Origin of the sequence: Sphingobacterium sp. lm-10, from assembly GCF_023554555.1 — a bacterium.
GTDB lineage: Bacteria > Bacteroidota > Bacteroidia > Sphingobacteriales > Sphingobacteriaceae > Sphingobacterium.
Genome location: NZ_JAMJWC010000002.1, coordinates 838,540 through 865,319, shown reverse-complemented (window position 1 = coordinate 865,319; position 26,780 = coordinate 838,540). Strand labels below are relative to the sequence as shown.

The 26,780-nt window shown below is 42.9% G+C and carries 27 protein-coding genes and 1 other RNA gene; 19 read left to right on the top strand and 9 right to left on the bottom strand.

What is annotated here, in order from left to right; translation table 11 throughout:
- Positions 1-6: 6 nt before the first annotated feature.
- The 3 genes from M8998_RS13865 to M8998_RS13855 form a co-directional block, all read right to left on the bottom strand.
- A complete protein-coding gene (locus tag M8998_RS13865) occupies positions 7-1,089 on the bottom strand; it encodes an LptF/LptG family permease (RefSeq protein ID WP_249993810.1) in 1,083 nt (360 codons plus the stop codon).
- A 7-nt stretch (positions 1,090-1,096) separates the two neighbouring features.
- Positions 1,097-2,227, bottom strand: coding sequence for a tRNA guanosine(34) transglycosylase Tgt (tgt, locus tag M8998_RS13860; protein WP_249993809.1), 1,131 nt, complete (start codon positions 2,225-2,227; stop codon positions 1,097-1,099).
- Between the two features lie 120 nt (positions 2,228-2,347).
- Positions 2,348-2,953: a hypothetical protein gene (locus M8998_RS13855; RefSeq protein ID WP_249993807.1), complete on the bottom strand. Its 606-nt coding sequence runs from the start codon at positions 2,951-2,953 to the stop codon at positions 2,348-2,350.
- Positions 2,954-3,103: 150 nt separating this feature from the next.
- On the opposite strand from M8998_RS13855, the gene M8998_RS13850 reads away from it, so the two are divergent.
- Both M8998_RS13850 and rsmG read left to right on the top strand, forming a co-directional pair.
- A complete protein-coding gene (locus M8998_RS13850) occupies positions 3,104-4,249 on the top strand; it encodes a glycosyltransferase (RefSeq protein WP_249993806.1) in 1,146 nt (381 codons plus the stop codon).
- Position 4,250: 1 nt separating this feature from the next.
- Positions 4,251-4,886, top strand: coding sequence for a 16S rRNA (guanine(527)-N(7))-methyltransferase RsmG (gene rsmG / locus M8998_RS13845; protein ID WP_249993805.1), 636 nt, complete (start codon positions 4,251-4,253; stop codon positions 4,884-4,886).
- A gap of 18 nt (positions 4,887-4,904) precedes the next feature.
- Here rsmG and M8998_RS13840 read toward each other — a convergent pair whose 3' ends face one another.
- Both M8998_RS13840 and M8998_RS13835 read right to left on the bottom strand, forming a co-directional pair.
- On the bottom strand, positions 4,905-5,423 hold the full coding sequence (locus M8998_RS13840) for a hypothetical protein (RefSeq protein ID WP_249993804.1): 519 nt from the start codon (positions 5,421-5,423) through the stop codon (positions 4,905-4,907).
- A gap of 87 nt (positions 5,424-5,510) precedes the next feature.
- Positions 5,511-5,741: a hypothetical protein gene (locus tag M8998_RS13835; RefSeq protein WP_249993802.1), complete on the bottom strand. Its 231-nt coding sequence runs from the start codon at positions 5,739-5,741 to the stop codon at positions 5,511-5,513.
- A 119-nt stretch (positions 5,742-5,860) separates the two neighbouring features.
- Here M8998_RS13835 and dprA point away from each other — a divergent pair, with 119 nt between their 5' ends.
- The 4 genes from dprA to M8998_RS13815 all read left to right on the top strand — a co-directional run bounded on the left by dprA (position 5,861) and on the right by M8998_RS13815 (position 8,632).
- The gene (gene dprA, locus M8998_RS13830) at positions 5,861-6,964 is read left to right on the top strand and encodes a DNA-processing protein DprA (RefSeq protein ID WP_249993801.1); all 1,104 of its coding nucleotides are present in this window, start codon (positions 5,861-5,863) and stop codon (positions 6,962-6,964) included.
- A 102-nt stretch (positions 6,965-7,066) separates the two neighbouring features.
- Positions 7,067-7,164, top strand: an RNA gene (gene ffs / locus M8998_RS13825) — signal recognition particle sRNA small type.
- A gap of 156 nt (positions 7,165-7,320) precedes the next feature.
- Entirely contained in the window at positions 7,321-8,163 is an 843-nt protein-coding gene (accD, locus tag M8998_RS13820; protein ID WP_249993799.1) for an acetyl-CoA carboxylase, carboxyltransferase subunit beta, read from the top strand.
- A gap of 133 nt (positions 8,164-8,296) precedes the next feature.
- Positions 8,297-8,632 (top strand): MerR family transcriptional regulator, encoded by a 336-nt coding sequence (locus M8998_RS13815; protein ID WP_249993798.1) that lies wholly within the window; start codon positions 8,297-8,299, stop codon positions 8,630-8,632.
- Between the two features lie 8 nt (positions 8,633-8,640).
- Here M8998_RS13815 and M8998_RS13810 read toward each other — a convergent pair whose 3' ends face one another.
- The gene (locus M8998_RS13810) at positions 8,641-9,132 is read right to left on the bottom strand and encodes a metallophosphoesterase family protein (RefSeq protein WP_249993797.1); all 492 of its coding nucleotides are present in this window, start codon (positions 9,130-9,132) and stop codon (positions 8,641-8,643) included.
- A gap of 17 nt (positions 9,133-9,149) precedes the next feature.
- Positions 9,150-9,857, bottom strand: coding sequence for a tRNA1(Val) (adenine(37)-N6)-methyltransferase (locus M8998_RS13805; RefSeq protein ID WP_249993796.1), 708 nt, complete (start codon positions 9,855-9,857; stop codon positions 9,150-9,152).
- Between the two features lie 110 nt (positions 9,858-9,967).
- Here M8998_RS13805 and M8998_RS13800 point away from each other — a divergent pair, with 110 nt between their 5' ends.
- Positions 9,968-11,104: a hypothetical protein gene (locus tag M8998_RS13800; RefSeq protein WP_249993794.1), complete on the top strand. Its 1,137-nt coding sequence runs from the start codon at positions 9,968-9,970 to the stop codon at positions 11,102-11,104.
- An 82-nt stretch (positions 11,105-11,186) separates the two neighbouring features.
- On the opposite strand, the gene mutS is transcribed toward M8998_RS13800, so the two are convergent.
- A complete protein-coding gene (mutS, locus tag M8998_RS13795) occupies positions 11,187-13,796 on the bottom strand; it encodes a DNA mismatch repair protein MutS (protein ID WP_249993793.1) in 2,610 nt (869 codons plus the stop codon).
- 133 nt (positions 13,797-13,929) lie between these two features.
- Here mutS and nth point away from each other — a divergent pair, with 133 nt between their 5' ends.
- The 12 genes from nth (at position 13,930) to M8998_RS13735 (ending at position 24,405) form a co-directional block, all read left to right on the top strand.
- The gene (gene nth / locus M8998_RS13790; protein ID WP_249993792.1) at positions 13,930-14,598 is read left to right on the top strand and encodes an endonuclease III; all 669 of its coding nucleotides are present in this window, start codon (positions 13,930-13,932) and stop codon (positions 14,596-14,598) included.
- Positions 14,599-14,671: 73 nt separating this feature from the next.
- Positions 14,672-15,700, top strand: a complete 1,029-nt coding sequence (gene recA, locus M8998_RS13785) for a recombinase RecA (RefSeq protein ID WP_249993791.1) — start codon at positions 14,672-14,674, stop codon at positions 15,698-15,700.
- A 131-nt stretch (positions 15,701-15,831) separates the two neighbouring features.
- A complete protein-coding gene (locus M8998_RS13780; protein ID WP_249993790.1) occupies positions 15,832-16,494 on the top strand; it encodes an epoxyqueuosine reductase QueH in 663 nt (220 codons plus the stop codon).
- A 66-nt stretch (positions 16,495-16,560) separates the two neighbouring features.
- Positions 16,561-17,097 carry a YceD family protein gene (locus M8998_RS13775; protein ID WP_249993789.1) on the top strand — a complete coding sequence of 179 codons (537 nt, stop codon included), beginning with the start codon at positions 16,561-16,563 and terminating at the stop codon, positions 17,095-17,097.
- A 15-nt stretch (positions 17,098-17,112) separates the two neighbouring features.
- Complete coding sequence (gene rpmF / locus M8998_RS13770; RefSeq protein WP_249993787.1) at positions 17,113-17,304, top strand: 50S ribosomal protein L32; 192 nt, start codon at positions 17,113-17,115, stop codon at positions 17,302-17,304.
- A gap of 97 nt (positions 17,305-17,401) precedes the next feature.
- Positions 17,402-18,340 carry a phosphate acyltransferase PlsX gene (gene plsX / locus M8998_RS13765; RefSeq protein WP_249993786.1) on the top strand — a complete coding sequence of 313 codons (939 nt, stop codon included), beginning with the start codon at positions 17,402-17,404 and terminating at the stop codon, positions 18,338-18,340.
- A gap of 6 nt (positions 18,341-18,346) precedes the next feature.
- Positions 18,347-19,345: a beta-ketoacyl-ACP synthase III gene (locus tag M8998_RS13760; RefSeq protein WP_249993785.1), complete on the top strand. Its 999-nt coding sequence runs from the start codon at positions 18,347-18,349 to the stop codon at positions 19,343-19,345.
- 43 nt (positions 19,346-19,388) lie between these two features.
- Positions 19,389-19,877 carry an acetyl-CoA carboxylase biotin carboxyl carrier protein gene (accB, locus tag M8998_RS13755; RefSeq protein WP_249993784.1) on the top strand — a complete coding sequence of 163 codons (489 nt, stop codon included), beginning with the start codon at positions 19,389-19,391 and terminating at the stop codon, positions 19,875-19,877.
- Positions 19,878-19,935: 58 nt separating this feature from the next.
- Positions 19,936-21,297 (top strand): acetyl-CoA carboxylase biotin carboxylase subunit, encoded by a 1,362-nt coding sequence (gene accC, locus M8998_RS13750; protein ID WP_249993783.1) that lies wholly within the window; start codon positions 19,936-19,938, stop codon positions 21,295-21,297.
- Between the two features lie 86 nt (positions 21,298-21,383).
- Positions 21,384-22,262 (top strand): twin-arginine translocase subunit TatC, encoded by an 879-nt coding sequence (gene tatC, locus M8998_RS13745; protein WP_249993781.1) that lies wholly within the window; start codon positions 21,384-21,386, stop codon positions 22,260-22,262.
- Between the two features lie 6 nt (positions 22,263-22,268).
- A complete protein-coding gene (rpiB, locus tag M8998_RS13740; RefSeq protein ID WP_249993780.1) occupies positions 22,269-22,706 on the top strand; it encodes a ribose 5-phosphate isomerase B in 438 nt (145 codons plus the stop codon).
- Between the two features lie 112 nt (positions 22,707-22,818).
- Positions 22,819-24,405, top strand: a complete 1,587-nt coding sequence (locus M8998_RS13735) for a M28 family peptidase (protein ID WP_249993779.1) — start codon at positions 22,819-22,821, stop codon at positions 24,403-24,405.
- 80 nt (positions 24,406-24,485) lie between these two features.
- Here M8998_RS13735 and M8998_RS13730 read toward each other — a convergent pair whose 3' ends face one another.
- A complete protein-coding gene (locus tag M8998_RS13730) occupies positions 24,486-26,777 on the bottom strand; it encodes a family 20 glycosylhydrolase (protein WP_249993778.1) in 2,292 nt (763 codons plus the stop codon).
- Between the last annotated feature and the right edge of the window lie 3 nt (positions 26,778-26,780).

Below are 26,780 nucleotides of genomic sequence, written 5' to 3'. Positions count from 1 at the left end.
AAAAGATTATTTAGGAGCCTTGAACATTAGATAAATACTCAAGACGAGGAACAGCACGTTAGGAATAAGGACAGAGATCAGCGGATCTAGCCCTCCTTTTACGGAAAACATAGTAGAGAATCTTTCCAGAACGACGTAAATACAACTTAAACCAATACCTACCCCTAAGCTAACGCCAATACCGCCTCGCACCTTCTTGGACGAAAGAGATACGCCAATAAGGGTTAGAATAAACGCCGAAAACGGATTGATAAAACGCTTGTACTTTTCTAATAGCAGCTCATTCATCATCCCCGTACCTCGCGTCTCTTCCTTTTGGATACGTTCATTGAGGTCCGACTGGCTCATCGTTGTAAATACATTCTCGTAAATCTCAAAATCTTTAGGACGCATATCCAATGTGGTATCTCGTTGCTCTCCATCGACCATGCGTTCCCGAAGACCATCTATATAACGAACGGTATAATTGTGGATCGACCATTTGCTGGCAACAGAATCCCAGGTTATGCGGTCTGCCATCAACTTCTCGGTTAATATATCGCCATCGAATTTTTCTATCGTAAAATTATAGCCAACTCCGGTCTTGGTTTCGAAGGTTCCCATATACACATAGGTATTCGAATCCAATTGCATATGCGTGGACGTCGAGGTTGTGCTCACCTTATGCGGCTTTACATATACATTTTCGAAATCAACCTTTACTTTGTTAGTAAATGGAATGATGTAAAGGTTGGAAAGCAGTACGAGCGAACAGATAATCCCCGCGCAGATCATATACGGCCGAAGCAGCCGATAAAAACTCATCCCGCCACTCAAGATAGGTACGATCTCTGTCTGATCGGCCATCTTCGAGGTAAAGAATATCACCGCGATGAAATTCAGCAACGGGGTTAGCATGTTAATGAAGAAGGGCACACTCCCTATTGCGTAGTACAGTGTAAAAACCTGTGCCATAGACGCACGGTTTTTATTAAAATCGTCGACCTTCTCAGAAAAATCAAAAATAACAATCACCAAACAGAAGATACATACCGTAAACACAAAAGTGGATAGGTATTTCCCAATGATATAGCGATCGATAATTTTCATCTGTATTTTACAACCGTTGGTCTAAAATCTTCACCATTTTCTCTTTCCAATCATAGAAGGTACCTTCTATGATTTTTTCGCGCGCTTGTGTCACTAACCATAAGTAGAAATGCAAGTTGTGTAGTGAAGCAATTTGCGCCCCCAGTATTTCCTGTGAACGAATCAAATGGCGTAAATAGGCTTTACTATGAATCTGATCTACTAATAAATCACTATTGGCTTCGATCGGACTAAAATCGTCTGCCCATTTCTTATTTTTGATATTAATAATACCCTCTTTGGTAAACAGCATACCATTACGGGCATTACGTGTCGGCATCACGCAGTCAAACATATCGATCCCTAAGGCAATATTTTCCAAAATATTGACGGGGGTACCTACACCCATTAAATACCTTGGTTTATGTTCTGGTAATATTTTGGTCACCACCTCCGTCATCGCATACATCTCATGCGCTGGCTCCCCGACGGATAAACCACCTATTGCATTGCCTTCTCTTTCAAACGAAGCAATCACCTCCGCCGATTTTTCGCGCAAGTCCTTATAAACGGATCCCTGTACAATGGGAAATAGTGTTTGATCATAGCCATACAATGGCGTGGTGGAGTCAAAGCGATCACAACAGCGTTTCAGCCAGCGGTGCGTCATATCCAATGAGCGGCGCGCGTAGTTGTAATCACAGGGATAAGGTGTACACTCATCGAATGCCATAATGATATCTGCACCAATAATTCGTTGCGTATCCATCACGTTCTCTGGTGTAAAAAGATGCTTAGATCCATCGATGTGAGAGCGAAAAGTAACTCCTTCCTCCTTGATCTTACGCACCTCCGTTAAAGAATATACCTGATAGCCACCGGAGTCGGTCAAAATTGGACCTTTCCAATTATTGAATTTATGCAACCCACCCGCTTTTTGCAACACGTCCAAACCCGGACGTAAGTACAAGTGATAGGTATTGCCTAAAATAATCTGAGCTTGTATATCGTTTACCAATTCGTGCATGTGCACGGCTTTTACCGTAGCAGCTGTGCCGACTGGCATAAATATAGGTGTCTGTATCGTACCGTGTGCGGTCTCCATCTCTCCGGCGCGTGCCTTGGAAAGTTTATCTTGTGCTTGAAGCGTAAATTTCATCTATTCCCTCTAAACGAGTGCAAAACTACGATTATTTTCGGCAGAAAACCGGGTTGCCACAGCAATCTTAAGAATTATTAACAGCGGGGAAAAATGAGCCCCTCGCATGTAACCGAAGCGTTAGCGCTTGCTTATGCTTTTTAATAAATCGTTATCGATAGTAATATAACCAGGATAGAAAATATTGCTTCCTCCGAGAGAGATAGATGGTTTAATTTTTAGTACTACAGCACCTTGACCTTCACGGGTAAGTAAATCAGACAGTAAACCTTCGATACCTCGATTTTCATCAACTACACCAAATAAGTTAGCGTTAAAAGTAAGTGGTACGACAGCGCTTTCTCCTTGGTTCAAGCGTATTACGCGATCAACGGTTCCTTCAAAGAATGGCTTTCCTTTGATTTCTATCAAATATTTAAAGGCATTAATGCCTGTCACATTGGTGGTTGGGTTACTGACCTTCATATTCACCACAGCCGCCAGAGGCAGATCTTTGCGCAAAATACCCATCGCCAAACCAGGCAATGCGTTCATGTTTAACGAAGTACCGTTACCTTGTAATAGGCCGTCTGCTGCACGACCCGCAATCGTAAGACCGGTCACAGATTCTACATCATAATTGTAGCTCTTTAGCATATCTACCTGCTTAGCAGGGTTCAAGGAGCCGCAGGCAGAAATTAGAACAGATATTGTTACCAATAATAATAGCAAGTTTTTATTTGTCATGAGTTGTGTGTTTTTGAAGCGATCTAATATAGCACTTTTTATGCTTAGACAAGGTTTCGGGCACTTGGTTTACCCGCACAATAGCTATTAAGCAAACTTTTCTTACGGATAGATGTCATCCGGCAGTAAATAGCATTATCTTTGCATCTTATGTTTTTTCCGACCGAAGCGATCTATACCTATTGGCCTTATGCCGCATTCCTATCTTTAGGGATATTTTTTAGTATTCAGGTATATTATATCCTTTTTGTATATGGTAAGCTTGCCAGGTACCGCTCACCGGAACCAACCGTCGGTGAAGAGATGCCGCCAGTCTCCATCATCATCAGCGCATATAACGAACAAGAAAATCTTAAAACATTCTTGCCACTTATTCTGCAACAAGATTATCCGGAGTTCGAGGTGGTTGTGGTGAATGACTGCTCGGACGACGAAACACCCTGGCTACTGCGCGATCTTGCCGCCCAGCATACGCACCTGAAGGTCATCGACATCGGCGAACACATTCGCCTCAAGCACACCAAAAAATTCACCTTAACCATTGGTATTAAAGCCGCGAAACACGCGCATCTCGTATTTACAGACGCAGACTGCGAACCCGCGTCTGATCAATGGTTGCGCGAGACAGTCGCTCCTTTTGCCGAAGGCAAAGAAATCATCTTGGGTTATTCTCCCTATTTCAAACATAGCGGTTTGCTAAATAAACTAATTCGATTTGAGACGACGCATACGGCCATGACTTACCTCTCTTATGCGCTAAAGGGTGATCCTTATATGGGTGTTGGGAGAAATTTGGCGTATACCAAAGCACTGTTTTACAAAGGCAAGGGTTTTAATGCGCACATGCACATCAAATCGGGAGATGACGATCTTTTCGTTAATCAGAATAGTAACTCGCTGAATACGGGAATTGCGATATCGCCTAATACCCATATGTATTCGGTGCCTAAGCTTACCTGGAAAAGCTATTACAAACAAAAGGCGCGACATGCAGGAGCGTCGGTCATGTACAAGACCCGGCACAAGTGGATGCTAGCCACACAGCTGCTGTCTGCCATACTCTTCTATGTTTCATTGGCATTGTCCATAGTTTTATTGCCCCAACTTTGGTACATACCTGTTGGACTGTACGTACTTCGTTTGATTGCGCAGTACAGTATATACAGCTACTCTTTTCGCAAACTTGCCGTGCCCGATTTGTTACTTTGGTTGCCCTTACTAGATCTACTCTTTTACTTTTTCATTTGCCTGAACGGCTTATTTAATAGAAACAGAAAACAAATATCCTGGAAATAATATGAATCCTTCCGTAGAAATTATCTTCACCTATTTTCCGCATCTAAGCGAATTACAAAAAAAGCAATTTGCTCAATTGGCAGAATTATATCCCTTCTGGAATGAACAGATTAATGTTATCTCCCGGAAAGATATGGATTCTCTTTATCTTAAACATGTACTGCACTCCTTGGGCATCGCTGCATACGTACGTGAGCTCGCTGCCGGTACCCGTATTTTAGATGTAGGCACTGGCGGTGGTTTTCCAGGTATCCCTTTAGCGATCTTGTTTCCTCAAGTACAGTTTCATCTGGTTGATTCTATCGGAAAGAAAATAAAAGTAGTACGCGAGGTAGCCGAAGCCTTAGGCTTGACGAATGTAGAGGCAGACCATATTCGTGCCGAACAACTAGATTATAAATACGACTTTGTGGTATCCAGAGCGGTTACGCGCCTGAAAGATTTCCTTCCTTGGGTACGGAATAAGATAGAAGCAAAAGATAAAAATGGTATTCCTAACGGAATATTGTATTTGAAGGGTGGTGATCTTCGTGAGGAAATTAAGGAGGCAAAAGTTACTTCCGATTTGATTTCTCTGACAGATTACTTCAAAGAAGAATTCTTTGAAACGAAATACGTGTTATACATTCCAATGTAAAAGGGCGATCCTACTTGGCTATCGCTTCGGCAACGCCAAGTAGGATCGAATATGCGCGGAAGAATCTTGGAAATTTTTCAAGCGCTTAAAGACATAGTCAAGCTGCTCATATTCTTCAGCCGCTGCCCACCATTCGAAATCAGGATGATAATAACGTCGAAAATCCTCCAATTGCTGCCCATCCAACTTGGTTAGCTTTTGCGTTAGCGGATACCAAGTTTGGTCAACCTTATCCAATTTAAAATCATCCTCCAACACCTTCTGAAAACGCCGCGCTTCCTTTCCGCTCTTGGCAAAATGATTATAAAGCTTGTTGATATTGAGTGCAATTCCCGGTGGAATTATACCGATAGCAGTGATAATATTCTTATTATCGCCATTGAAGTAAACGCTTCTGAATTCTCTTTTATTCCGTTCGTATTTTTCCTCCGGTGTGAGCACTGCGCGATTGATGTTTACCGCTTCAATACCGATGGTATCGCGATGTAAAGGAATGGTGTCTGAAGTTGGTTGTCCGCAAAACTTGTCGCTTGCCATAGTCCGTTTAGGGCTTGACAAAATAGCTAGGAAGCAAAGAAAAAACAGACTACGCAACATCGCAGTTTCGTTTAAAGAGCTTTTGGATTACGCTTCTTGTGCATTGATCTCCCGACCAATTAGCAGTACCTCTTCATCCATGCCAAATAGTGGCAAGCCCGTCTCCGGATGTAGTTTCAGCCAAGCAGTCTCTGTATCCCTTATTATTTGAACATACTCTTTGCCATCTTTAAATATCGTGTATGTATCTTTTTCGTCCGGAAATACGGAGTAATCGACTCCGTTAATCTCAATGTCGAAAGGTTCTGGTGTGTTCATCTCTATTCCTGTTGTTTTTGAATAATCAAAGATAAGATAAATCAAGCAGTCATCGCGTATCGAGAGATTACGACAAATATTTCTTTAAAAATAGTATATTTATCTCTATAATTAAACACATGAGTCTATTACACAAAATTGCTCTAGGTATGATCCCCGGAGTTGGTCCGCGTCTTGCTAAAAACCTCTTACAGCATATAGGCAGTGTAGAGGAAATTTTTAGCGCATCTGTGCAGGATTTGATCGGCGCAATTGGCATAGGTTCGGCAATAGCAAAAACGATCCGCGCGCAAGGCTTCATGCGCCAAGCAGAGCAAGAATGTATTTTTGTCGAACGACACCATATACAGCCGTTATGGATAGAAGACCGCAACTATCCACACCGTTTGCAAACCTGCGATGATGCACCACCACTCTTGTATTATAAGGGTAGCGCAGATCTAAACAACCAATACATCGTAAGTATTGTAGGCACACGAAATGCTACAGCTTATGGAAAAAGACTCTGTGAAGATCTAATTTGTGAATTATCCGATTTTAATCCACTCATTGTAAGCGGACTTGCCTATGGTATTGATGTCATAGCACACCGTGCTGCTATGCAAAACCAGCTTTCCACTCTTGGCGTAGTCGGGCACGGACTAGATCGTATTTACCCCTCGGTACATCGCGAGGTGGCAGCGGCAATGCTGGATCAGGGTGGTTTGCTGACTGAATTTCCCTCTGGAACCAAGCCTGACAGGCCTCATTTCCCGATGCGAAACCGTCTTATCGCCGGATTAGCCGATGTGACCATCGTAGTAGAAGCGGGCATAAAAGGCGGTGCATTGATCACTGCAGAAATGGCCAACAGTTATAACCGGGATGTTTGTGCCTTTCCAGGCTCCATCCATCAAACGTATTCGGAAGGATGTAATTATCTCATCAAAACAAATCGAGCTCACCTTATCCGGCAGGCCGATGATCTTCGTTACCTGATGAATTGGGAAAACGTAGGCAAGAAGAATATTACTCCTCAGCTTTCTATTCTTCCTCCTACGCTAAGTAAGGACGAACAGAAAGTATTTGTGTATTTGCAACAAAGGGAGCAAGCAACTGTAGATGATATTGCTATTCATCTGGACTGGCCGCAGAGCAAATTGGCTATCATACTGCTAGAAATGGAAATGAATGATGTGTTACTTTCTCTACCAGGAAAAGTATATCGCTGCCTCAGCAGATAATCTTCGGTAAAGAGTTGGTAATTTTCTAACTGTAAATCAACCTGCTAGCTCCAAAGCGCAATTTTTATTTCATTGCTATCATTTTTTTCCTACTTTTGCCGTGGGTAAGTCCTTTACGACCAGCTCCTGTTGACTCCCCCAGGTTGGGAACAAAGCAAGGGTAAATGGTTGAGCGGTGCGATAAAGGTAGCTTACCCATTTTTTATTTCCCTTTCTCTCGGCGCAAGCATAATAGCATAACAAGGCGCTTACTTCTCCAAACATTTTCTCACTTCTTATCAATCGTACTTTTTGACGCATACTACACGTAGAAAGTAATATTTTTCGTTTCTTTGTAGTTCGTTTAAAAAATTGCTATGAGTTGGTTTAAAAGAAGTACTGCAGGAATCGTTACTGCTACGGAAAATAAGAAAGAAGCGCCGGATGGCATGTGGAACAAATGTCCGAACTGCAAAAAAGCACTTCTAAATGTTGAGCAAGTAGAAAACAGCTACGTTTGTCAATACTGCGATTACCATATCCGGATAGGTTCAGCTGCATATTTCTCCATACTTTTTGACAATAATGACTTCCAGGAATTATTCGCCAACATGCAGGCTGGTGATCCCCTTAACTTTGTAGATAGCAAACCTTACAAAGATAGACTATTGGAAAGCCAGGCTAAGACAGGTCTAAAAGATGCTATCCGCTGCGGCCACGGAAAAATAGAAGGTCAAGACATTGTGGTGGCTTGTATGGATTTTAACTTTATTGGCGGTTCTATGGGCTCTGTTGTAGGAGAAAAGATCGCGCGTTCGATTGATTACTGTTTAGAACACAAGATTCCATTTATGTTGATTTCAAAATCTGGCGGAGCTCGAATGATGGAAGCAGCTTTCTCACTCATGCAAATGGCCAAAACTTCTGCCAAACTAGCCTTATTGAGTAAAGCAAAATTACCCTATATCTGTTTGCTAACAGATCCAACTACGGGTGGTGTGACTGCATCGTATGCCATGCTAGGTGATATCAATATCGCAGAGCCTGGTGCATTGATTGGCTTTGCTGGCCCGCGAGTAATTAAAGAAACTATTAAAAAAGATTTGCCGAAAGGCTTCCAAACTTCCGAATTCGTATTGGAGCATGGCTTCTTGGATTTTATTGTCGATCGTAGACAGCTGAAAACCAAATTGGCTACCTTCTTACGCCACGTGAACTAAGGATACTTTCTCTCTGATATAAGACAGGGGCGCTTTATGAAGTGCCCTTTTCTATGTGCTATTCAGCGCCTATTTCCCCACTTGAATATATAGACAACTTTCATTAAGTTTGTTATTGATAGAAACACCGGCCATGCCATACAAAGAGCGCGAAATAAATAAGTTGTATTACACGATGGGCGAAGTGACCAGCATGTTTGCCGTCAATGCTTCCCAAATTCGTTTTTATGAGCGGGAGTTTGATATCATTCAACCCAAGAAAAACAAAAAAGGCAATCGCCTTTTCACGCAGGAAGATATCTCCAACCTAAAGATTATCTTCAATCTGGTGAAAAACAAAGGATACACCTTGCAGGGAGCTCGTGAGTTTTTGCGTCAGAATAAAAATGAAGCCCGTGAAAATCAGCGCGTCGTCGAGTCGCTCGAAAAACTAAAGAGTTTCTTATTGGAAGTTCGAGATAGTTTATAGGCAGTTTTTTAGCGACCGTTTAGTTCAATCACCTCCATATTCTCCACACGATCTCCGGTAATATCGAAACGCATCAGGGTGCGCACTTTATGCCAGCCTTGTCTGCCTGCCGCACCTGGGTTGAGGTGCAACAATTGTAATCGGGGGTCATACTGGACTTTCAGAATATGAGAATGTCCGCTGATAAATAATTTTGGAGGGTTCCGTTGTATAGCTGCTTTTACCGCCGGTGCATATCTGCCGGGGTATCCACCGATATGTGTCATCCACACATCCACTTCTTCGCAAGTAAAACGCAGATGCTCTGGATACGTTTGGCGAATATCCTGTCCATCGATATTACCATAAACACCCCGAAAAGGCTTGAATGCAGCAAGCTGCTCTGCGACTTTGCTTTCACCAAAATCTCCCGCATGCCATATTTCATCGCATGTTGCGAAATGATGAAAAACCGCATCATCTAAATAACTATGGGTATCCGAAAGCAAGCCAATTTTCATAACCCTAAAGATACGTCTTAGAAAGCGAGAAAGAAAGGTTGTAGCAGTTTTCGATAAGCGGCACTATATACTCCTTTGGATTCGTAGATTACAAAATTCAAACGCTGTGTCTGAACTTCCTCTTTCTGTAAGCTCAAGCGGATGATGCAACGGATGCAAGGTGAGTCAGCAAAGGAAGAAACGGCAATAGTTCTTTGCAAAAAGAATCCCAGTTCATATGCTTTGGCGATCACAGCATCGGATAATTCGGGAGGGAGAATCATTTCCATAGCGCCTGTAGAAGACAAATGGGCTTGTGCATAACGTAACAAATCTTCAAAGAAAGCCATATCAGTATGCCGTGCCTGTTTTTTGCGAACATCCGAATTGTGAAGTGTATTGATGTAAAAAGGCGGATTACTCACAATCATATCAATCGGATTCGCGGGCTCAAACTCCTGAAAAGTACCATGCCATACCTGCACTCTATCCGAGAAAGGAGATTGCGCCGCATTCTTTGTAGCGGCAACAGCGGACGATTCATCAATCTCCAGACCTATCACCTGCGCATGAGCAAACCGTTGCGCAAGCATTAATGCAATAACACCTGTACCTGTACCAATATCTAGCACCGTATTCGCATCTTCGGCATCTGTAATAGCACCAAGCAACACCCCGTCCGTATTGATGCGCATAGCGCAGCCCGTCTGATCTACCGAAAACGCTTTAAAGCGAAAAACACTCATAAATGCAAAAATACATTTTTACAGCCAGTGCAGACATTCGTATATTTGCTTAAACTTTTTGGAAGTTTATATGTCTAAATATTAGTTTTTCCTCAAACAACAAAATTTCTATGCACCAACTATATACGCTATATAGTGTTTTATGTATTTCTTTTCTAGCACTAGCTGTGCCGGCCACAGCACAACAAATTCCAACTCAAGCTTCTAATTGCGAACAAGTAACGGAAGCTGCACTCCCCAAAATTATCAGCTTATTGAATAACAATGACTTTACTGCGATGGAGCAAGTTTTGCAAACCATCGAAAGTAATTGCGGGCCGAATGAAGTCACACAACGAATCCGTATCATTGGCCAACTTATTCTTAAGCAGCCGACAAATGCATTGATTAGAGACTACTTACAGCAGGGAAAGGACAATGAGCTCATGATTCGATGGGATGATGCTTCAGAAGACGATTATCAAAATATCTACAGAAAGAACAAGGCCACTTATCATTATGTGCCACTACGTCATAGTGTAGATTCGTTGACTCAAGTGAAAGCCACCGCGATTATCGGTTCGGACCTATACAATTTAAATGAAACAGAAGAGGCGATATCCTATCTCTTCTCCGACCACATAAGCACTTACCTCATTCGCATGCAGAAAGAGAAGCCGGTGACGCGAATGGAAAAAATGCAGGAGGTAGAGTTATATAAAGGTGGTTGGGGATTTGCCATGAGTGCGGGTCTATACCGGCCCTTAAACGCAACCAACCCGGTCTATAACGATCTACCTATTTACGGATTTTCATTTATCAGTCCACTAGCAAATGATTGGGTTTTCGATGGATTTTTTAAATATCGACCAGCCAGAAACTCCCGTATCTTCGAATATCAATCGGAGCCAAATAGTACGTTGCCAGACGAATTGGAACCACTAACGACCTATATGTTTGGCGGTTCGGCCGGGTATAAATTTTTCGATGCGGGCAAGTTTTTGATGCTCGGAAAGGCTGGGTTAGCGTATGAGATGTCTTACAATAGATCGCTCTATTTGTCCTATGGTGACGGTGCACCTGTATACATTACCAGACCGCAAACCTTCAACCTATCTACGGGCGTTTCCGCTATGCAACACGTCGGTCGAACAAGCTTCATTGGTGCGCAGATCCAGTATCATTATTCTCCATATAGCATCGATAGCCGTTTGATTACTCCCATTGCATCAGACTATGTGAGTTTCGAGTTATTCTTTAAGTTTTAAACTAGAACATACGATATAACAAGAAAGCTGGCATCCTAATGATGCCAGCTTTCTTGTTATAAATGAATACCCAACAGTGGTTTTAATGCTTAAGCACACGCTGGATCTCGTCCAACTTCATGAGTGCTTCTACCGGAGTTAGCGTATTCACATCCAGATTATTAAGCATATCCCGTATTTTCTCTAACACTGGATCATCAATGGCAAACATTTGCAGTTGATACGCTTGCTTTTGGATTTTACGCATGCTGTCTTTAATATCCTCACCTCCGGTACGCTCCTGCTCCAGTCGGCGTAAGATATCGTTAGCTCGGCTCAATAGTTTGTTTGGCATTCCGGCTAATTTGGCTACATGTATACCAAAGCTATGCTCCGATCCGCCCGGCACCAACTTACGCAGGAAAATGATTTTGTTATTCAACTCCTTCACCGACACATTAAAGTTTTTGATTCGCGGCATAGATGTCGTCAACTCATTGAGCTCATGATAATGCGTGGCAAAGAGTGTTTTTGCTTTAGCAGTGGGATGGTGATGCAAGTATTCGGCAATAGCCCAAGCAATAGAGATGCCATCGTAGGTACTGGTACCTCTACCGATCTCGTCTAACAAAATTAAACTTCGATCCGACAGATTATTCATAATACTGGCGGTCTCATTCATTTCCACCATAAAAGTCGATTCGCCAGAAGATAGGTTATCCGACGCACCCACACGCGTAAATATTTTATCTACTAGACCAATATTAGCCTCCTTGGCTGGCACGAATGAACCAATGTGCGCCATCAGTACAATCAATCCAGTTTGTCTTAATAGGGCAGATTTACCCGCCATATTGGGGCCGGTAATAATAATGATCTGCTGCGATTCCTGGTCTAGAAAGGTATCATTCGTAATATAATCTTCGCCTACTGGTAGGTTTTTTTCAATAACAGGGTGGCGCCCGCCTTTGATATCCAAGGCTTTTCCGTCGTTCACGTGAGGCTTCACATAAAAGTTTTGCTCTGCCACAATCGCAAAATTCAACAACACATCCAACTTCGCAATCAATTGCGCATTGAGTTGGATCGGCTTAATGTATTCGGCAATATCCAACAGAAGCGCTTGATAAATACGGTTTTCGATCGCCTGAATCTTTTCTTCTGCTCCTAAAATTTGCTCCTCATAGGTTTTAAGTTCCTCTGTAATATAGCGCTCAGCATTGACCAACGTTTGTTTACGAATCCAGCCTTCTGGCACTTTATCTTTATGCGTATTGGTCACTTCTAGATAATATCCAAACACATTATTAAAGGCAATCTTCAACGAAGGAATACCCGTTGCTTCCGCTTCGCGGCGTTGAATTTCCAGCAAATAACCTTTGCCACCAAAAGCGATTTTTCGGAGTTTATCTAATTCTTCATCCACACCATCGGCGATCACATTGCCTTTTTGCAATAATACTGGGGGCTCTTGTTGTACTTCCCTTTCGATTTTATCACGAATGATCAGACAATTATTGAGTTGCTCGGAGATCATGCGTAAGGATGCTGAGTTTGGCAAGTCCGTTTTTTCCTTCAGCTTTTCGACCGCGTAGAGTGCTCTTTTCAACTGGATCACCTCGCGCGGATTTGCTTTCAGCAGGCCAATCTTAGAGATTAGGCGTTCCAGATCCCCTACCTGCTTAATCTCTTTCACCAGCTCGTCGCGCAGCGCTCGGTTTTGGTCGAATTGATCGACCACATCGAGGCGCTCCTGAATAGATTTCTGGTCTTTAAGCGGCATGATAATCCAACGCTTTAATAAACGTGCACCCATAGGCGAAGCTGTATGATCCAGTACATCCGAAAGGGTGATCGCATTATCATTGGCAGAGCCAATGAGCTCCAAATTGCGGATGGTGAAGCGATCCAGCCACATATAACGATCTTCTTCTATCCGGGCAATGTGTGAGATATGTTGCAGATTGCGATGTTCCGTTTCATTGAGGTAATGTAATGCAACACCTGCAGCCGTAATACCCGCTGATAGACGTTCGATACCAAACCCTTTCAGGGAATTCACTTCAAAATGTTTCAATAAAGCCTCTGAAGCATAATCGCCGGTGTATGGCCATTCATCCAGCGTGTAGGTATAGTAGGAATTACCAAAGTGTGTTACGAAATCATTAAACTGCTTCTTGGGCAGAATGACCTCCGTAGGCTTAAAACTTTGCAATAACTTATCAATATAAGGTGCTTGCCCTTGTGCCACCGAGAATTCGCCCGTGGAAATATCCAAGAAAGCAATTCCAAAGTTATTTTTATCGGCAAATACAGAAGCTAAGTAGTTATTGGCTTTCTGCTGTACAATGTTGTCGCTGTATGATATACCTGGAGTCACTAATTCTGTGACGCCCCGTTTCACGATCGTTTTCGTTTGCTTTGGATCTTCTAACTGATCGCAAATCGCTACACGTTGCCCAGCACGCACAAGCTTCGGCAAATAGGTTTCCAGAGAATGATGAGGAAAGCCCGCCAAAGCCGTTTCCGACTCTGAGCCATTGCCCCGTTTAGTGAGCACGATGCCCAAGATTCCCGCCGCTTTAATGGCATCTTCCCCAAATGTCTCGTAAAAATCCCCCACACGAAACAACAATAAAGCACCTGGGTACTTTACCTTGATCGTATTATACTGCTGCATTAAGGGAGTCTGCTTCTTTTCTTTCTTTGCCAATGGTGATCAGTTTTCGGTTTTAGCCGGATTGCGTACAAGGAGAAACAGCGTGGCATCGCAGTTCATGAACTAATGCGCAATCCAGATATAAGCAGGGTAAAAGTAATAAGGATATTATTAATTATCTTTGTCTATGCTGAAAAAAGATCGATACAAGGCTTTCGTTGACTATTTCTCTACACATAATCCAGATGCAGAAACGGAGCTACATTATTCCAACCCCTTCGAGCTATTGGTGGCGGTAATCTTGTCTGCACAGTGTACCGACAAACGGATTAATCAGATAACGCCGGCGTTATTTGAGCGCTTTCCAGAGCCAGAGTCGCTGGCAGCCAGTTCTGTGGAAGAAGTATTCACCTATATTCGATCCGTCAGTTATCCAAACAATAAAGCCAAACACTTGGTCGGTATGGCCCAAAAGTTATTGGCCGAGTTTGGCGGTGTAGTTCCTGAGAAGATCGAAGACCTGATCAAGCTACCAGGTGTAGGTCGCAAAACGGCTAATGTTATATCGTCGGTCGTATATGACAAACCGGCCATGGCGGTAGACACCCATGTGTTTCGCGTGGCAAATAGATTAGGATTGACCCAAAAGGCCACGACGCCATTGGCGGTAGAAAAGCAGTTAGTAAAGAATTTGCCGGAAGAAACCATTGCAGTAGCACACCATTGGCTGATTCTGCATGGACGTTATATATGCTTAGCACGTAAGCCAAAGTGTGAAATTTGTCCCATCACGTATTTTTGTCAGTATTTCAGCAAAAACTTTGGCAAGCCAAGCACGACAGCAAGCCTAAAATAAACTAATTATTTTAGTATTTTTTATTTGTACACATCACTTTTGTGCGTATATTTGACTAATTAAAACCATTACAATGAGCAATTCAGATAAATTAAAAGCGTTGCAGCTTACCTTAGATAAACTAGAGAAATCCTACGGTAAAGGAACCGTTATGAAATTAGGCGACTCTGCCGTGGAGCCAATTGAATCCATTTCTACGGGATCTCTAGGTCTGGATATCGCCTTAGGTATTGGTGGCGTACCCAAAGGAAGGGTAATCGAAATATACGGGCCTGAATCCTCAGGTAAAACTACATTAGCCACCCACATTGTAGCGGAAGCACAGAAAAAAGGGGGCATTGCTGCCTTTATCGATGCAGAGCATGCTTTTGATAAATATTACGCACAGAAATTAGGTGTAGATATTGAGAATTTATTGATCTCTCAGCCAGATAATGGTGAACAAGCCTTGGAGATTGCCGACAACTTGATTCGCTCTGGTGCCATTGATGTAATCGTCATTGACTCCGTAGCAGCATTGGTACCGAAAGGCGAGATTGAGGGGGAAATGGGCGATTCCAAAATGGGTTTACAAGCACGCTTGATGTCACAAGCCTTACGTAAACTGACCGGTACAATTGCCAAAACCAACTGCTGTTGTATCTTCATCAATCAGTTGCGGGAGAAAATCGGCGTTATGTTTGGTAATCCAGAAACCACTACAGGTGGTAATGCCTTGAAGTTTTATGCTTCCGTACGTTTGGATATTCGTCGTACATCACAAATCAAAGATGGCGATGAGGTATCCGGAAACCACGTGAAGGTGAAGATTGTTAAAAACAAAGTAGCCCCTCCATTCCGTATCGCAGAATTCGACATTATGTTTGGTGAAGGTATTTCCAAATCTGGAGAAATCATTGATCTCGGTGTAGAATATGGTATTGTAAAAAAATCAGGCTCTTGGTTTAGCTATGGGGATACCAAGCTTGGTCAAGGTCGGGATGCGGTAAGAAACCTGTTGATGGATAATCCTGATTTAATGGATGAACTGGAAGCAAAGATTCGTGCAGAAGTTACTGGCGTTGATTTGGATCAAAGTGCCTTGAAAGAGGGCGAAGAATAATCGGCTCATAGCATAATATAACTATATTCATCAAACAGCCTGTAGCTTAAACGAGTTACAGGCTGTTTGATGAAACGGCATTTCGTGGTAATAATTTTTGATTGTGGGCGGAAGTCGGTAACTTTGTCCTTATGGAAAATAAACCGTTCGTTCGGGAAAAGATCAGTCTACCTAATGCTGGAAAAAAGCTGCTATTGCATTCCTGCTGTGCCCCATGTGCCGGCGAAGTGATGGAAGCCTTGATTGCATCGGACATTGATTTTACCATATATTTTTACAACCCGAATATTCATCCACGGAGTGAATACGATATACGTAAAGACGAAAACATCCGTTTTGCAGAAAAACATAACATTCCATTTATCGACGCAGATTATGATGTAGATCATTGGTTTGACTTGGCAAAAGGCATGGAAAACGAGCCTGAAAAAGGCATTCGCTGTACCATGTGTTTTGATATGCGCTTCGAGAAAACGGCAGAATATGCGGCTGCGAATGGCTTCGATGTAATTTCCAGTTCGCTAGGTATATCACGTTGGAAGAACATGGATCAGATTAATGATTGTGGCGTAAAAGCCGCATCTCGCCACGAAAACATGGACTATTGGACCTTCAACTGGCGCAAAAAAGGAGGCGGCGTGCGCATGCTAGAGATTAGCAAGCGCGAGCGCTTCTATATGCAGGAATACTGTGGTTGCGCCTACTCGTTACGCGACACCAACAAGTGGCGCATGGAGACTGGTCGGGAAAAGATCAAGTTAGGCGAAAAATATTACGGAGACGAAGAACAATAAAGGTTTTAAAAAAGAGTTGCAATCTATAGTTTTAACTATTATCTTTGCAGGCTCAAATACTGGATTGTGAAGTATTTAAAAAAATATAAAATACCATTTTCAGGCCTTTCGGCTGGTAAGCACAATTTCGAGTTTGATATTGATGAGGCGTTCTTTGCATGTTTTGATCACTCCTTAGTGAAGAAAGGTAATCTCACTGCAACTGTACAATTACAAAAGCAGGAGAATATGCTGATCACGAACTTTGACATCAGCGGTCACATCGCACTTACTTGCGATGTATGTCTGCAGGAGTTTCAGTCACCATTAAGCACAAAGGAACGTGCGATTGTCAAATTCACACACGATGAATGGGATCAAGGGTCGGATGAAATCATTGTCTTATCGCACAATGATTACGAATTCGACATCTCTAACTTGCTGTATGAGTACATTAATGTATGCGTACCGCACTACCCAAAATGTAGTGAGCAGGGGGAGAACATACAATGTGATCCGGAAATGCTGCAACAGCTGGCAGACGAAAATGCGATAAAAAATGAATCAACCGAGGAAAAAGTAGATCCTCGCTGGGAAGCTTTAAAGAATATTAAAAATAACTAAAAACACACATACGAGATGGCACATCCAAAACGTAAAATGTCTAAGTCAAGAAGAGACAAAAGAAGAACGCATTATAAAGCGGAGAAACCAGGTTTGACAGTATGTCAAGAAACTGGAGCAGTGCATTTGCCACACCGCGCGTACACAGTTGATGGCAACTTGTATTATAACGGTAAATTGATCATCGAGAACACAGCCGCGATCTAACGAACCTCCGAAACATCCCAATGACAGCGATTAATTCGATTTATTCCCTGTACATTGGGATGTTTTTTCGTATTATTGACTCATTAAATAATAACGAATGAAGATTGGTTTAGACGTACTAGGGGGAGACTATGCCCCTAACTCTACGATACAAGGAGCTATTGATGCTCAGCAAAACCTTCAAAGTGACCAACGCTTGGTGCTCTTTGGGGATGAAGAAAAAACCCGAGAACTTATCTCAAACGCCGGTGGTGACATATCTGCTTTTGACTACGTTCATGCACCTGATGAAATCAGCATGCACGAACATCCAACAAAAGCAATCACCCAAAAACCTAATTCTTCTATATCAAAAGGCTTTGAGTTTCTGAAAGACGGAAAGATTGATTCTTTCGCTTCTGCAGGAAACACAGGCGCTATGTTGGTTGGCTCTATGTTTAGTGTCAAAACCATTCCTGGTGTATTACGCCCTGCGATTGCAACCAATGTACCACAACTGAAAAGCGGCACCAGCGTATTGCTTGATGTGGGTGCAAATGCAGATTGCAAACCAGAAATGCTCAATCAATTTGCAATTTTGGGCAGCCTATACGCCGAACATGTTTTGCGTATTGAAAAACCACGTGTAGGTTTGGTAAATATCGGCGAAGAAGAAGAGAAGGGGAATTTATTGACCACCAGCACCTATCCCCTGCTTAAAGCAAATGAAAAAATAAATTTCATCGGCAATGCAGAGGGGAGAGACTTATTTTCTGATCACGCAGACGTGTTTGTGTGTGATGGATATACAGGTAATGTTATCTTGAAATTAGCGGAATCATTTTATGTGGTTACGTTGAAGAAGGGGTTCAAGGATGAGTTTTTTGATCGTTTCAACTATGAGCGTTACGGTGGCAGCCCAGTATTGGGTGTCAATGCGCCAGTGATTATCGGACACGGTATATCTACGCCAACAGCGATCAAAAATATGGTTTTACAATCAAGAGATATGATATCCTCGCAATTTATCGAGCGAATCAAGTCTGCAATTAACTAACTAAGCATGTCAAAAATCCGTGCTGCAATAACAGCTGTAAATGGGTACGTTCCTGATTATGTGTTGACAAACCGGGAACTGGAGACCATTGTAGACACTAATGATGAGTGGATTGTAAGCCGTACCGGCATCAAGGAAAGACGCATCCTCAAAGGAGAAGGTAAAGCAACATCAGACCTAGCGGTTCCTGCCATTGAAGGCTTACTCAAAAAAAGAGGTATTACTGCAAAAGACATTGAACTGATCATCGTGTGTACCAGTACACCCGATATGATGTTTCCAGCGACAGCAAATATTGTTGCACATAAAATTGGTGCAACCAATTCCTGGGGCTACGATTTGCAAGCGGCTTGTTCTGGCTTCTTGTTCGGACTAACTACGGCTTCCCAATTTATAGAATCAGGAAAGTATACCAAAGTATTGGTAGTAGGTGCCGACAAAATGTCGTCTATCGTCAATTACGAAGATCGGAATACCTGTATTCTTTTTGGCGATGGCTGTGGTTGTGTATTGCTGGAGCCAGATGAGACTGGCTATGGTTTACAAGACGCTATCTTGAAAACAGACGGCTCGGGCAGTGAATTTCTGAATATCAAAGGTGGTGGTTCGCTTAATCCAGCATCGCACGAAACCGTAGATGCGAAGATGCATTACGCCTACCAAGAGGGTCGTACCGTATTTAAATTCGCGGTGACTAATATGGCAGATGTCGTTGCGGAGATCATGAATAAAAATAACCTCACCTCTGAAGACATCAACTGGTTAACTCCGCATCAAGCCAATAAGCGCATTATCGATGCCACGGCAGAACGTGCAGGATTACCAGAGGAGAAAGTAATGGTAAACATCCAAAAATATGGTAATACCACCAGCGCCACAATTCCATTGTGTCTGTGGGAATGGGAAAGCCAATTGAAAAAAGGTGATAATATAATAATGGCAGCTTTCGGCGGTGGATTTACCTGGGGAGCGGCTTATTTAAAATGGGCATACGATCCAAAATAATATCGTATATAACTACAAACAAGACTATAAAATAGAAGAGACTATGAGCATGGATATCAAACAAGTGCAAGATTTGATAAAGTTCGTTTCCAAGTCTGGAGTAAACGAAGTATCTATCGAAGAGAAGGATTTCAAGATTACGATCAAAACGAATCAAGAGCCTACTTATGTAACTGCCACTGTACCTCAAGTAGCACCAGTTGCTACACCAAGTGCGGCACCTGCAGTTGCTGAATCAGCGAGTGTAGCACCACAGGCTGCAGCAAAACCAGCGGCAGACGATAGCTCGAAATATATCACCGTAAAATCACCGATGATCGGCACATTCTACCGTTCAGCGGGCCCTAGCAAACCATCGTTTGCCAATGTGGGTGATGAAGTAACAACAGGTAAAGTACTTTGTATCATTGAAGCCATGAAATTGTTTAACGAAATCGAATCTGAAGTTTCGGGTAAGATCGTGAAGATTTTGGTTAATGATGCCCAGCCAGTAGAATACGATCAACCATTGTTCTTGGTAGATCCTAGCTAATTTTCTCTTCTACGAAGAAGAGAAAACGCTGTTTCATTGTTTACTTTATCAAGAATTTATGTTTAAAAAAATACTGATTGCCAACCGGGGAGAAATAGCACTTCGCATTATCCGCACATGTCGTGAAATGGGCATTCAAAGTGTGGCAGTATATTCTACTGCCGATAGAGATAGTTTACATGTACGATTTGCGGACGAAGCGGTATGTATCGGCCCGCCGGCCAGTAAGGATTCCTATTTAAATATTCCAAATATTATCTCGGCTGCCGAGCTTACCAATGCAGATGCTATTCATCCAGGATACGGCTTTTTGTCTGAAAACGCCAAGTTTTCTGCGATTTGCGCAGAGTACGGCATCAAATTCATCGGTGCTACCGCAGATCAGATCGAGAAAATGGGCGACAAAGCATCCGCTAAAGCTACCATGAAAGCAGCAGGAGTACCCACGGTACCCGGCTCGGTAGGTTTACTTCCGGATGTAAAAACCGGTATACAATTGGCCAATGAAATCGGCTACCCTGTTATCATCAAAGCAACAGCAGGTGGTGGTGGCCGCGGAATGCGTATTATCTGGAAAGACGAGGAGTTTGAGTCTAACTGGGATTCGGCACGTCAAGAATCGGCGGCTGCTTTCGGAAACGACGGTATGTACCTGGAGAAATACGTAGAAGAACCAAGACACATTGAGATTCAGGTAATTGGAGATCAATATGGTAAAGTGTGTCACCTTTCAGAGCGTGACTGTTCTATCCAACGTAGACACCAAAAATTAGTAGAAGAGGCACCTTCTCCGTTTATCACACCTGATTTGCGCGCCAAAATGGGCGAAGCAGCAATCAAAGGTGCGATGGCCGTGAAATACGAAGGAGCAGGTACCATTGAATTTTTGGTAGACAAGCACCGCAACTTCTATTTTATGGAGATGAACACCCGTATTCAGGTGGAGCATCCTGTAACCGAAGAAGTCATCAGCTTCGACTTGATCAAAGAACAAATAAAAGTAGCGGCAGGAATTCCGATTTCCGGAAAAAGTTACGAGCCAAAAATGCATGCCATTGAGTGCCGTATCAACGCTGAAGATCCATTCAATAATTTCCGTCCTTCACCAGGTAAGATTACGAACTTCCATTCACCAGGCGGACATGGCGTACGTGTAGACACACATGTGTATGCAGGCTACACTATTCCACCTAATTACGATTCCATGATCGCAAAGCTAATTTGTACGGCTCAGACCCGTGAAGAAGCGTTGAATACGATGGAGCGTGCCTTGAGTGAATTTGTGATCGAAGGGATCAAAACAACCATCCCGTTGCATCTTCGTCTGATGCGTGATCCAAACTTCCGTGCAGGAAACTTCACCACTAAGTTTATGGAAACATTCGATCTAACGGAATACGTCGACGAATCGCAATCCTAAAGACTACGTTACAAAGAAAAAAAAATACCATTCTTCGAGGGAAGAATGGTATTTTTGTTTATACTAGTCTTGAATAACATAACTGCATGTCAAATAAAAACGTAAAACTTCTCGAGGCATTAAAAAATAAAGGAAAGAGCATAGAGGCAGAAATGTCTTTTTTTGAACATATAGAAGTCTTGAGATGGCATCTTATTCGCTCTGTACTAGCCATTGCAGTGTTTGCCATTCTAGCATTCACATTCTATGATTTCGTATTTAACGACATCATTATGGGACCCAAAAATTTAGATTTTTGGACGTACAGAATGATGTGTAAGGTCGGTGACTTGCTCAATCTCGATGGTTTCTGTGTCGAGCGGATTCCCTTCAATATTATCAACACCGAGTTGGCTGGGCAGTTCATGTTACAGATAAACTCCTGCTTGCTCATGGCAGTCGCCCTCGGCTTTCCCTACCTCCTCTTCGAGGTATGGCTGTTTGTAAAACCTGCTCTAACAGATGTGGAGCGCAAGGGTGCACAAGGCTTTGTCTTCTATGCCACGATTCTATTTATCGTAGGTGCATTATTCGGTTACTATATCGTGGTGCCGCTCTCCGTTAACTTTCTGGCCAATGTCTCTTTAAGTGAAGAGATTACCAATCAGATTACCATCGATTCGTACCTATCTACCATTGCTACATTGACTTTAGGATGTGGTGTGATTTTTCTGCTTCCGATATTGATTTTTATCTTATCCAAGTTGGGCATCATGACGCCAGAATTTATGCGTGCGAGCAGACGCTATGCTATTGTCATCATCCTGATCATTGCAGCGATTATTACGCCTACGGCGGATGTGATCACGCTGCTCACGGTAAGTGCGCCGATGTTCATCTTATATGAGCTCAGCATCTCGGTATCCGCAAGTGTAAAACGGAGCAAATTGCAACGTGAAAAAGAATTTTACAAAAACAGCAATTAAAGAAATATGTCCAGAAAAATAGCTATTGGCAGCGACCACGCAGGATTTGAATATAAGGAATTATTGATCATTATGCTGGAAGAAGCTGGCTATGCCGTGGCCGATTTTGGCCCGTCCAATGGGGACTCAGTCGATTACCCAGACTTTGCACATCCCGTATCCAGCAGCGTAGAAAAGCAGGAAAACGAACTGGGAATCCTTATTTGCGGCAGCGCCAATGGTGTTGCTATTACTGCAAATAAACATCAAGGTATACGGGCCGCCATCGCTTGGTTAGAAGAGATCGCCGTGCTGGCTCGGCAGCACAATGATGCCAATATCATCTGTATTCCGGCACGCTTTATTGACACCGATTTAGCCAAGAAAATCGTAACCGCATTTATATCCACCGATTTTGAAGGCGGTAGGCACGCCAATCGCGTGAACAAAATTGCGTGTTCTTAGTGAAGTAAATTAGCGCTAGAGAAGATAAAATAGTTTGCCATTTGGCAACTAAAACGGTGCATCAATCCTGAAAACAAACCGAGCGTATTGAGCTCAAGAATAGAAATCATACATGAAAAAATACCTTTCTCTATTATTTATTGTGCCAGCGGTTTGGAGCTGCACGTTTGCGCAAGATGCCGCACAGAAGAAGTACGCTGGTGAAATTACGGAAGAGCTTGCAAAAAAGCACCTGACCATTTTAGCTTCTCCAGAATTTGAAGGACGAGGTACTGGTCAAGCTGGTGGTCAGAAAGCGACAGAATACGTAGCCCAGCAATTTAAAGAATTTGGGTTGATAAAACCGGTAAACGGTTCTTACTTCCAACCAGTAAGCTTGGTAAAGTCCGTGTATGCAGTCAAGAACTTCAGCATCGCTGGAAAATCTTACACCTACGGAAAAGACTTTTACGTGCAGGGAGAAAATAGCCTTCAAAACTATAGTGCAGATGAGTTGATCTTCATTGGCTACGGTATTGCCGATGAAAAATACAATGACCTTAACGGTCTTGATATTGCTGGTAAAGTGGTGGTATTTATCAACGAAGGAGAGCCAAAGGATGCCTCTGGAAATTCACTGATCACAGGTACAAATAAAGAATCTGACTGGACGCGCAGCCGCTTGAAGCGCCTACAGGAGCTGATGAAGAAAAACCCAAAACTGATCATTGCGACCTCTTCTCAGGTGGCTCAAAACCTGACTCGCATCGGTGGTCGATTAACTTCAGGACGTGTTAGTTTGAAAAAAGCAGACAGCCCGGCAGTAAATAACGGCATCCCTATGGTGATAGCGACAGAAGATATGATCAATAGCCTATTAGCATCTAATAAAACCGATCTGGATCAGGTAAAGAAGAAAATCTCGGACACTAAAAAGCCAAACTCTTTCGTGATCAAAGCAAAATTGCGTGCAGATATGGGCAATAGCCAGGAAGATCTAGACGATCCGAATGTATTGGGATTGCTAGAAGGGTCTGATCTTAAAGACGAAATCGTCGTTATAGGTGGGCACTGGGATCACGATGGCATTTTACCTGATGGAACGATCTTCCCAGGAGCGGATGATAATGGAACAGGAACAGTTGCCGTAATTGACATTGCTCGCGCTTTCTCCATAGCAAAAAAAGAAGGTAAAGGACCTCGCCGTAGTATCTTATTCATTGCGTATGCAGCAGAAGAAAAAGGATTATTAGGTTCTAACTACTACGTAGAAAACCCAATATTTCCGTTGGAAAACACCGTGGCATGTATCAACATTGACATGATCGGACGGATAGACGATAAGCACTTGGAAGGTAATCACAACTATGTTCATGTGATCGGAACGAACAAGCTTAGCTCGGAATTGAACCCTTTGGTAGAAAAAGCCAATGAGCAATATACGGGCATGGAGCTAGACGGCATGTACAATGACCCTAATGATCCTATGAGATTATATTACCGCTCAGATCACTATAATTTCGCTAAGAAAGGCATTCCGTCGCTATTTTTCTTCTCGGGCTTGCATCCGCACTACCATACTCCGGAAGACACCGTGGATAAAATCGACTTCCCAATGATGGTTAAGCGTGAACACCTGATCTTCCACACGACTTGGGATATTGTGAATCGCGACAATAAATTAGTCGTAGATATTCCAGAAGATGGCGGCGTTCGCTAATCCAACACATCGGTAAATAAAAGTAAAAGCCCTTGAAGTACTTCAAGGGCTTTTACTTTTGCTATACGATAGCAATCCATTTAAGGTTGGTAAAACCAGTCGTCTGGAATAGGTTGTACATCTCCCCCATCTACACTATATTTTAGTTCTAAAGTAAAACCTCCACCCGCTTCGATAAAGTCAATGGCGAAGTCGTGTAAGCCTTTTTTCAGCGCAATCTGTCCACTCTTCATAATAGGTGAATGATTTCCATCATTGTCTACCACCATTTGATCAGCTATTCTCAAAACGCCACCATCGTCGCAGGTAAAGTAGAAACTATAGATACCATCTTTTGGTGCACGTATAAAACCGCGGAGCTTGGCAGCAAACGAAGGCATACTGATTGTGTCTTCCATATGCACATTGGCAAGTACCTCTTCTCGCGCTACCTCGCCTTGTATAGCCGCTACTTTTGGAAATTTATCGGCGTAGTACTGGGTCAACAGACCATTTTTGCGACCTTTTACCGATGCTTTTACCGGCTTCTTCCAGCTATCTCTTTTAAAGTCTACCTGATACAGCTCACTCTTAGCCCCACTTTCGGTGATAGACGCAAAACGAATCTGACTAGGCTCACGCACTACGAGCGCCTCATCCAATACCGCACTAGTTGGCATCGGCAAGCTTCCATCTAGGGTATAATATACTTTGGCCGATGGTAAAGGGTTATTTACTTTCAACACAGCCTTGCCATCTACGATCACCTGCTGATCGGCAAATCCGTATAAATCCGGCATTCGAAAGCTATATCCCAAGTGTTGCCAAGCCTGGTAATGTTTCACGATGCGCTCCTGATAAGAGGCAAACAATTCCTGATTAGTCCACACTCGCTCTGCTAATGCGGTTAATCTTGGTAAAATCATAAACTCTAACCGGGCTACCGACGGGATCATCTCGGTCCAAGTATTCGCTTGTGCTCCCATGATACGCGCTTTATCTTGTTGCGGAAGATCCGATGGAATAGGACGGAAATGGTACACGCTGTTTAGCGAGCTGCTATTGGGAAGAAAGTCGAAATACAAAGGATTGGTCGGTGTCATAATCACATCGTGCCCTCGGGAAGCCGCTTTGTGCGGTGCGTCCTTCTCCCATCCTCGCCAGTACATGACCGTCATAGAGGTATCTACTCCCCCATCCAGTACTTCATCCCAGCCAATCGCCTGCTTACCATTTTTAGTGATAAACGTATTGACCCGGTTCACAAAATAACTTTGCAACTCATCGAGATCCGTAATATTCAATTCTTTCATGAGCGCTTGGCATAGCGGAGATTTCTCCCAGCTGTCTTTCTCCACCTCGTCCGCACCGATATGAATGTATTTACTTGGAAATAATTCCATCACCTCTGTCAATACATGCTCTACAAAAGTATACGCTTCTTCCTTACAAGGACAGATTGGTGTGGAGAAGGTTTTCCCCCAACTTGCTTCTCCGGTATCCAAGAGTAGCTCAGGATATGCTTTAGTAGCCATATACATATGCCCTGGCATATCTATCTCAGGAATGACCTCAATATGCCTCGATTGGGCATACTGTAAGATCTCCCGAATATCGTCTTGGGTGTAATAGCCTCCATATTCCGTTATACCATTTCGTTCGCGAAGATGTTCCTTTGGAAGGTCGAAATCCGGATTGGTTTTTGCCTTCTCCAATAGCGCGGTGTCGTGGTTATTATAGGTTCTCCAACCACCAACTTCAGCCAACTTTGGGTATTTCTTAATTTCTAAACGCCAACCCTGATCATCCGTCAGGTGAAAGTGGAATTTATTAAACTTGTACAAGGCGAGCAAGTCGATGAAGCGAAAGATGTATTCTTTGGAAAAGAAATGTCTCGCTACATCCAGATGAGCACCACGCCACCCAAAACTTGGACCGTCTTCCACTTTCATAAAAGGCAAGGCAAGTGCTTGGTCAGATTTAGCGGTTATGATCAATTGATTCAATGATTGTAAACCGTAAAACATACCCGACGGCGTACCAGCACTAAGACGCACACCTTTTTCAGTAATTTCTAAATGATAATGTTCTGCCTGGATAGCGGCATCTTTCAACAAAAGTAGTTGTGCAGAACCGGCGTTACGTGCTAGTTGTAGCGTCTTGCCAGCAAATACCTGCTGGGTAAGCACATTGATTTCCTGCTCAAAGAAGGAAAGATCATCGCTATAATACTGAAGTAACTCCGTACTTGGAGACCAAAAGCCTTGCTGCGTAGTTACCGATTGCGGGTAAGGAATTAAAGGCAAATCTTGTCCCTTTTTTACCTGCTGTGCATAGCTTAAATGAAGCACAGCTAAAAGGAAATAGCTGAAAAATAAAGAAGGTTTAATCATATT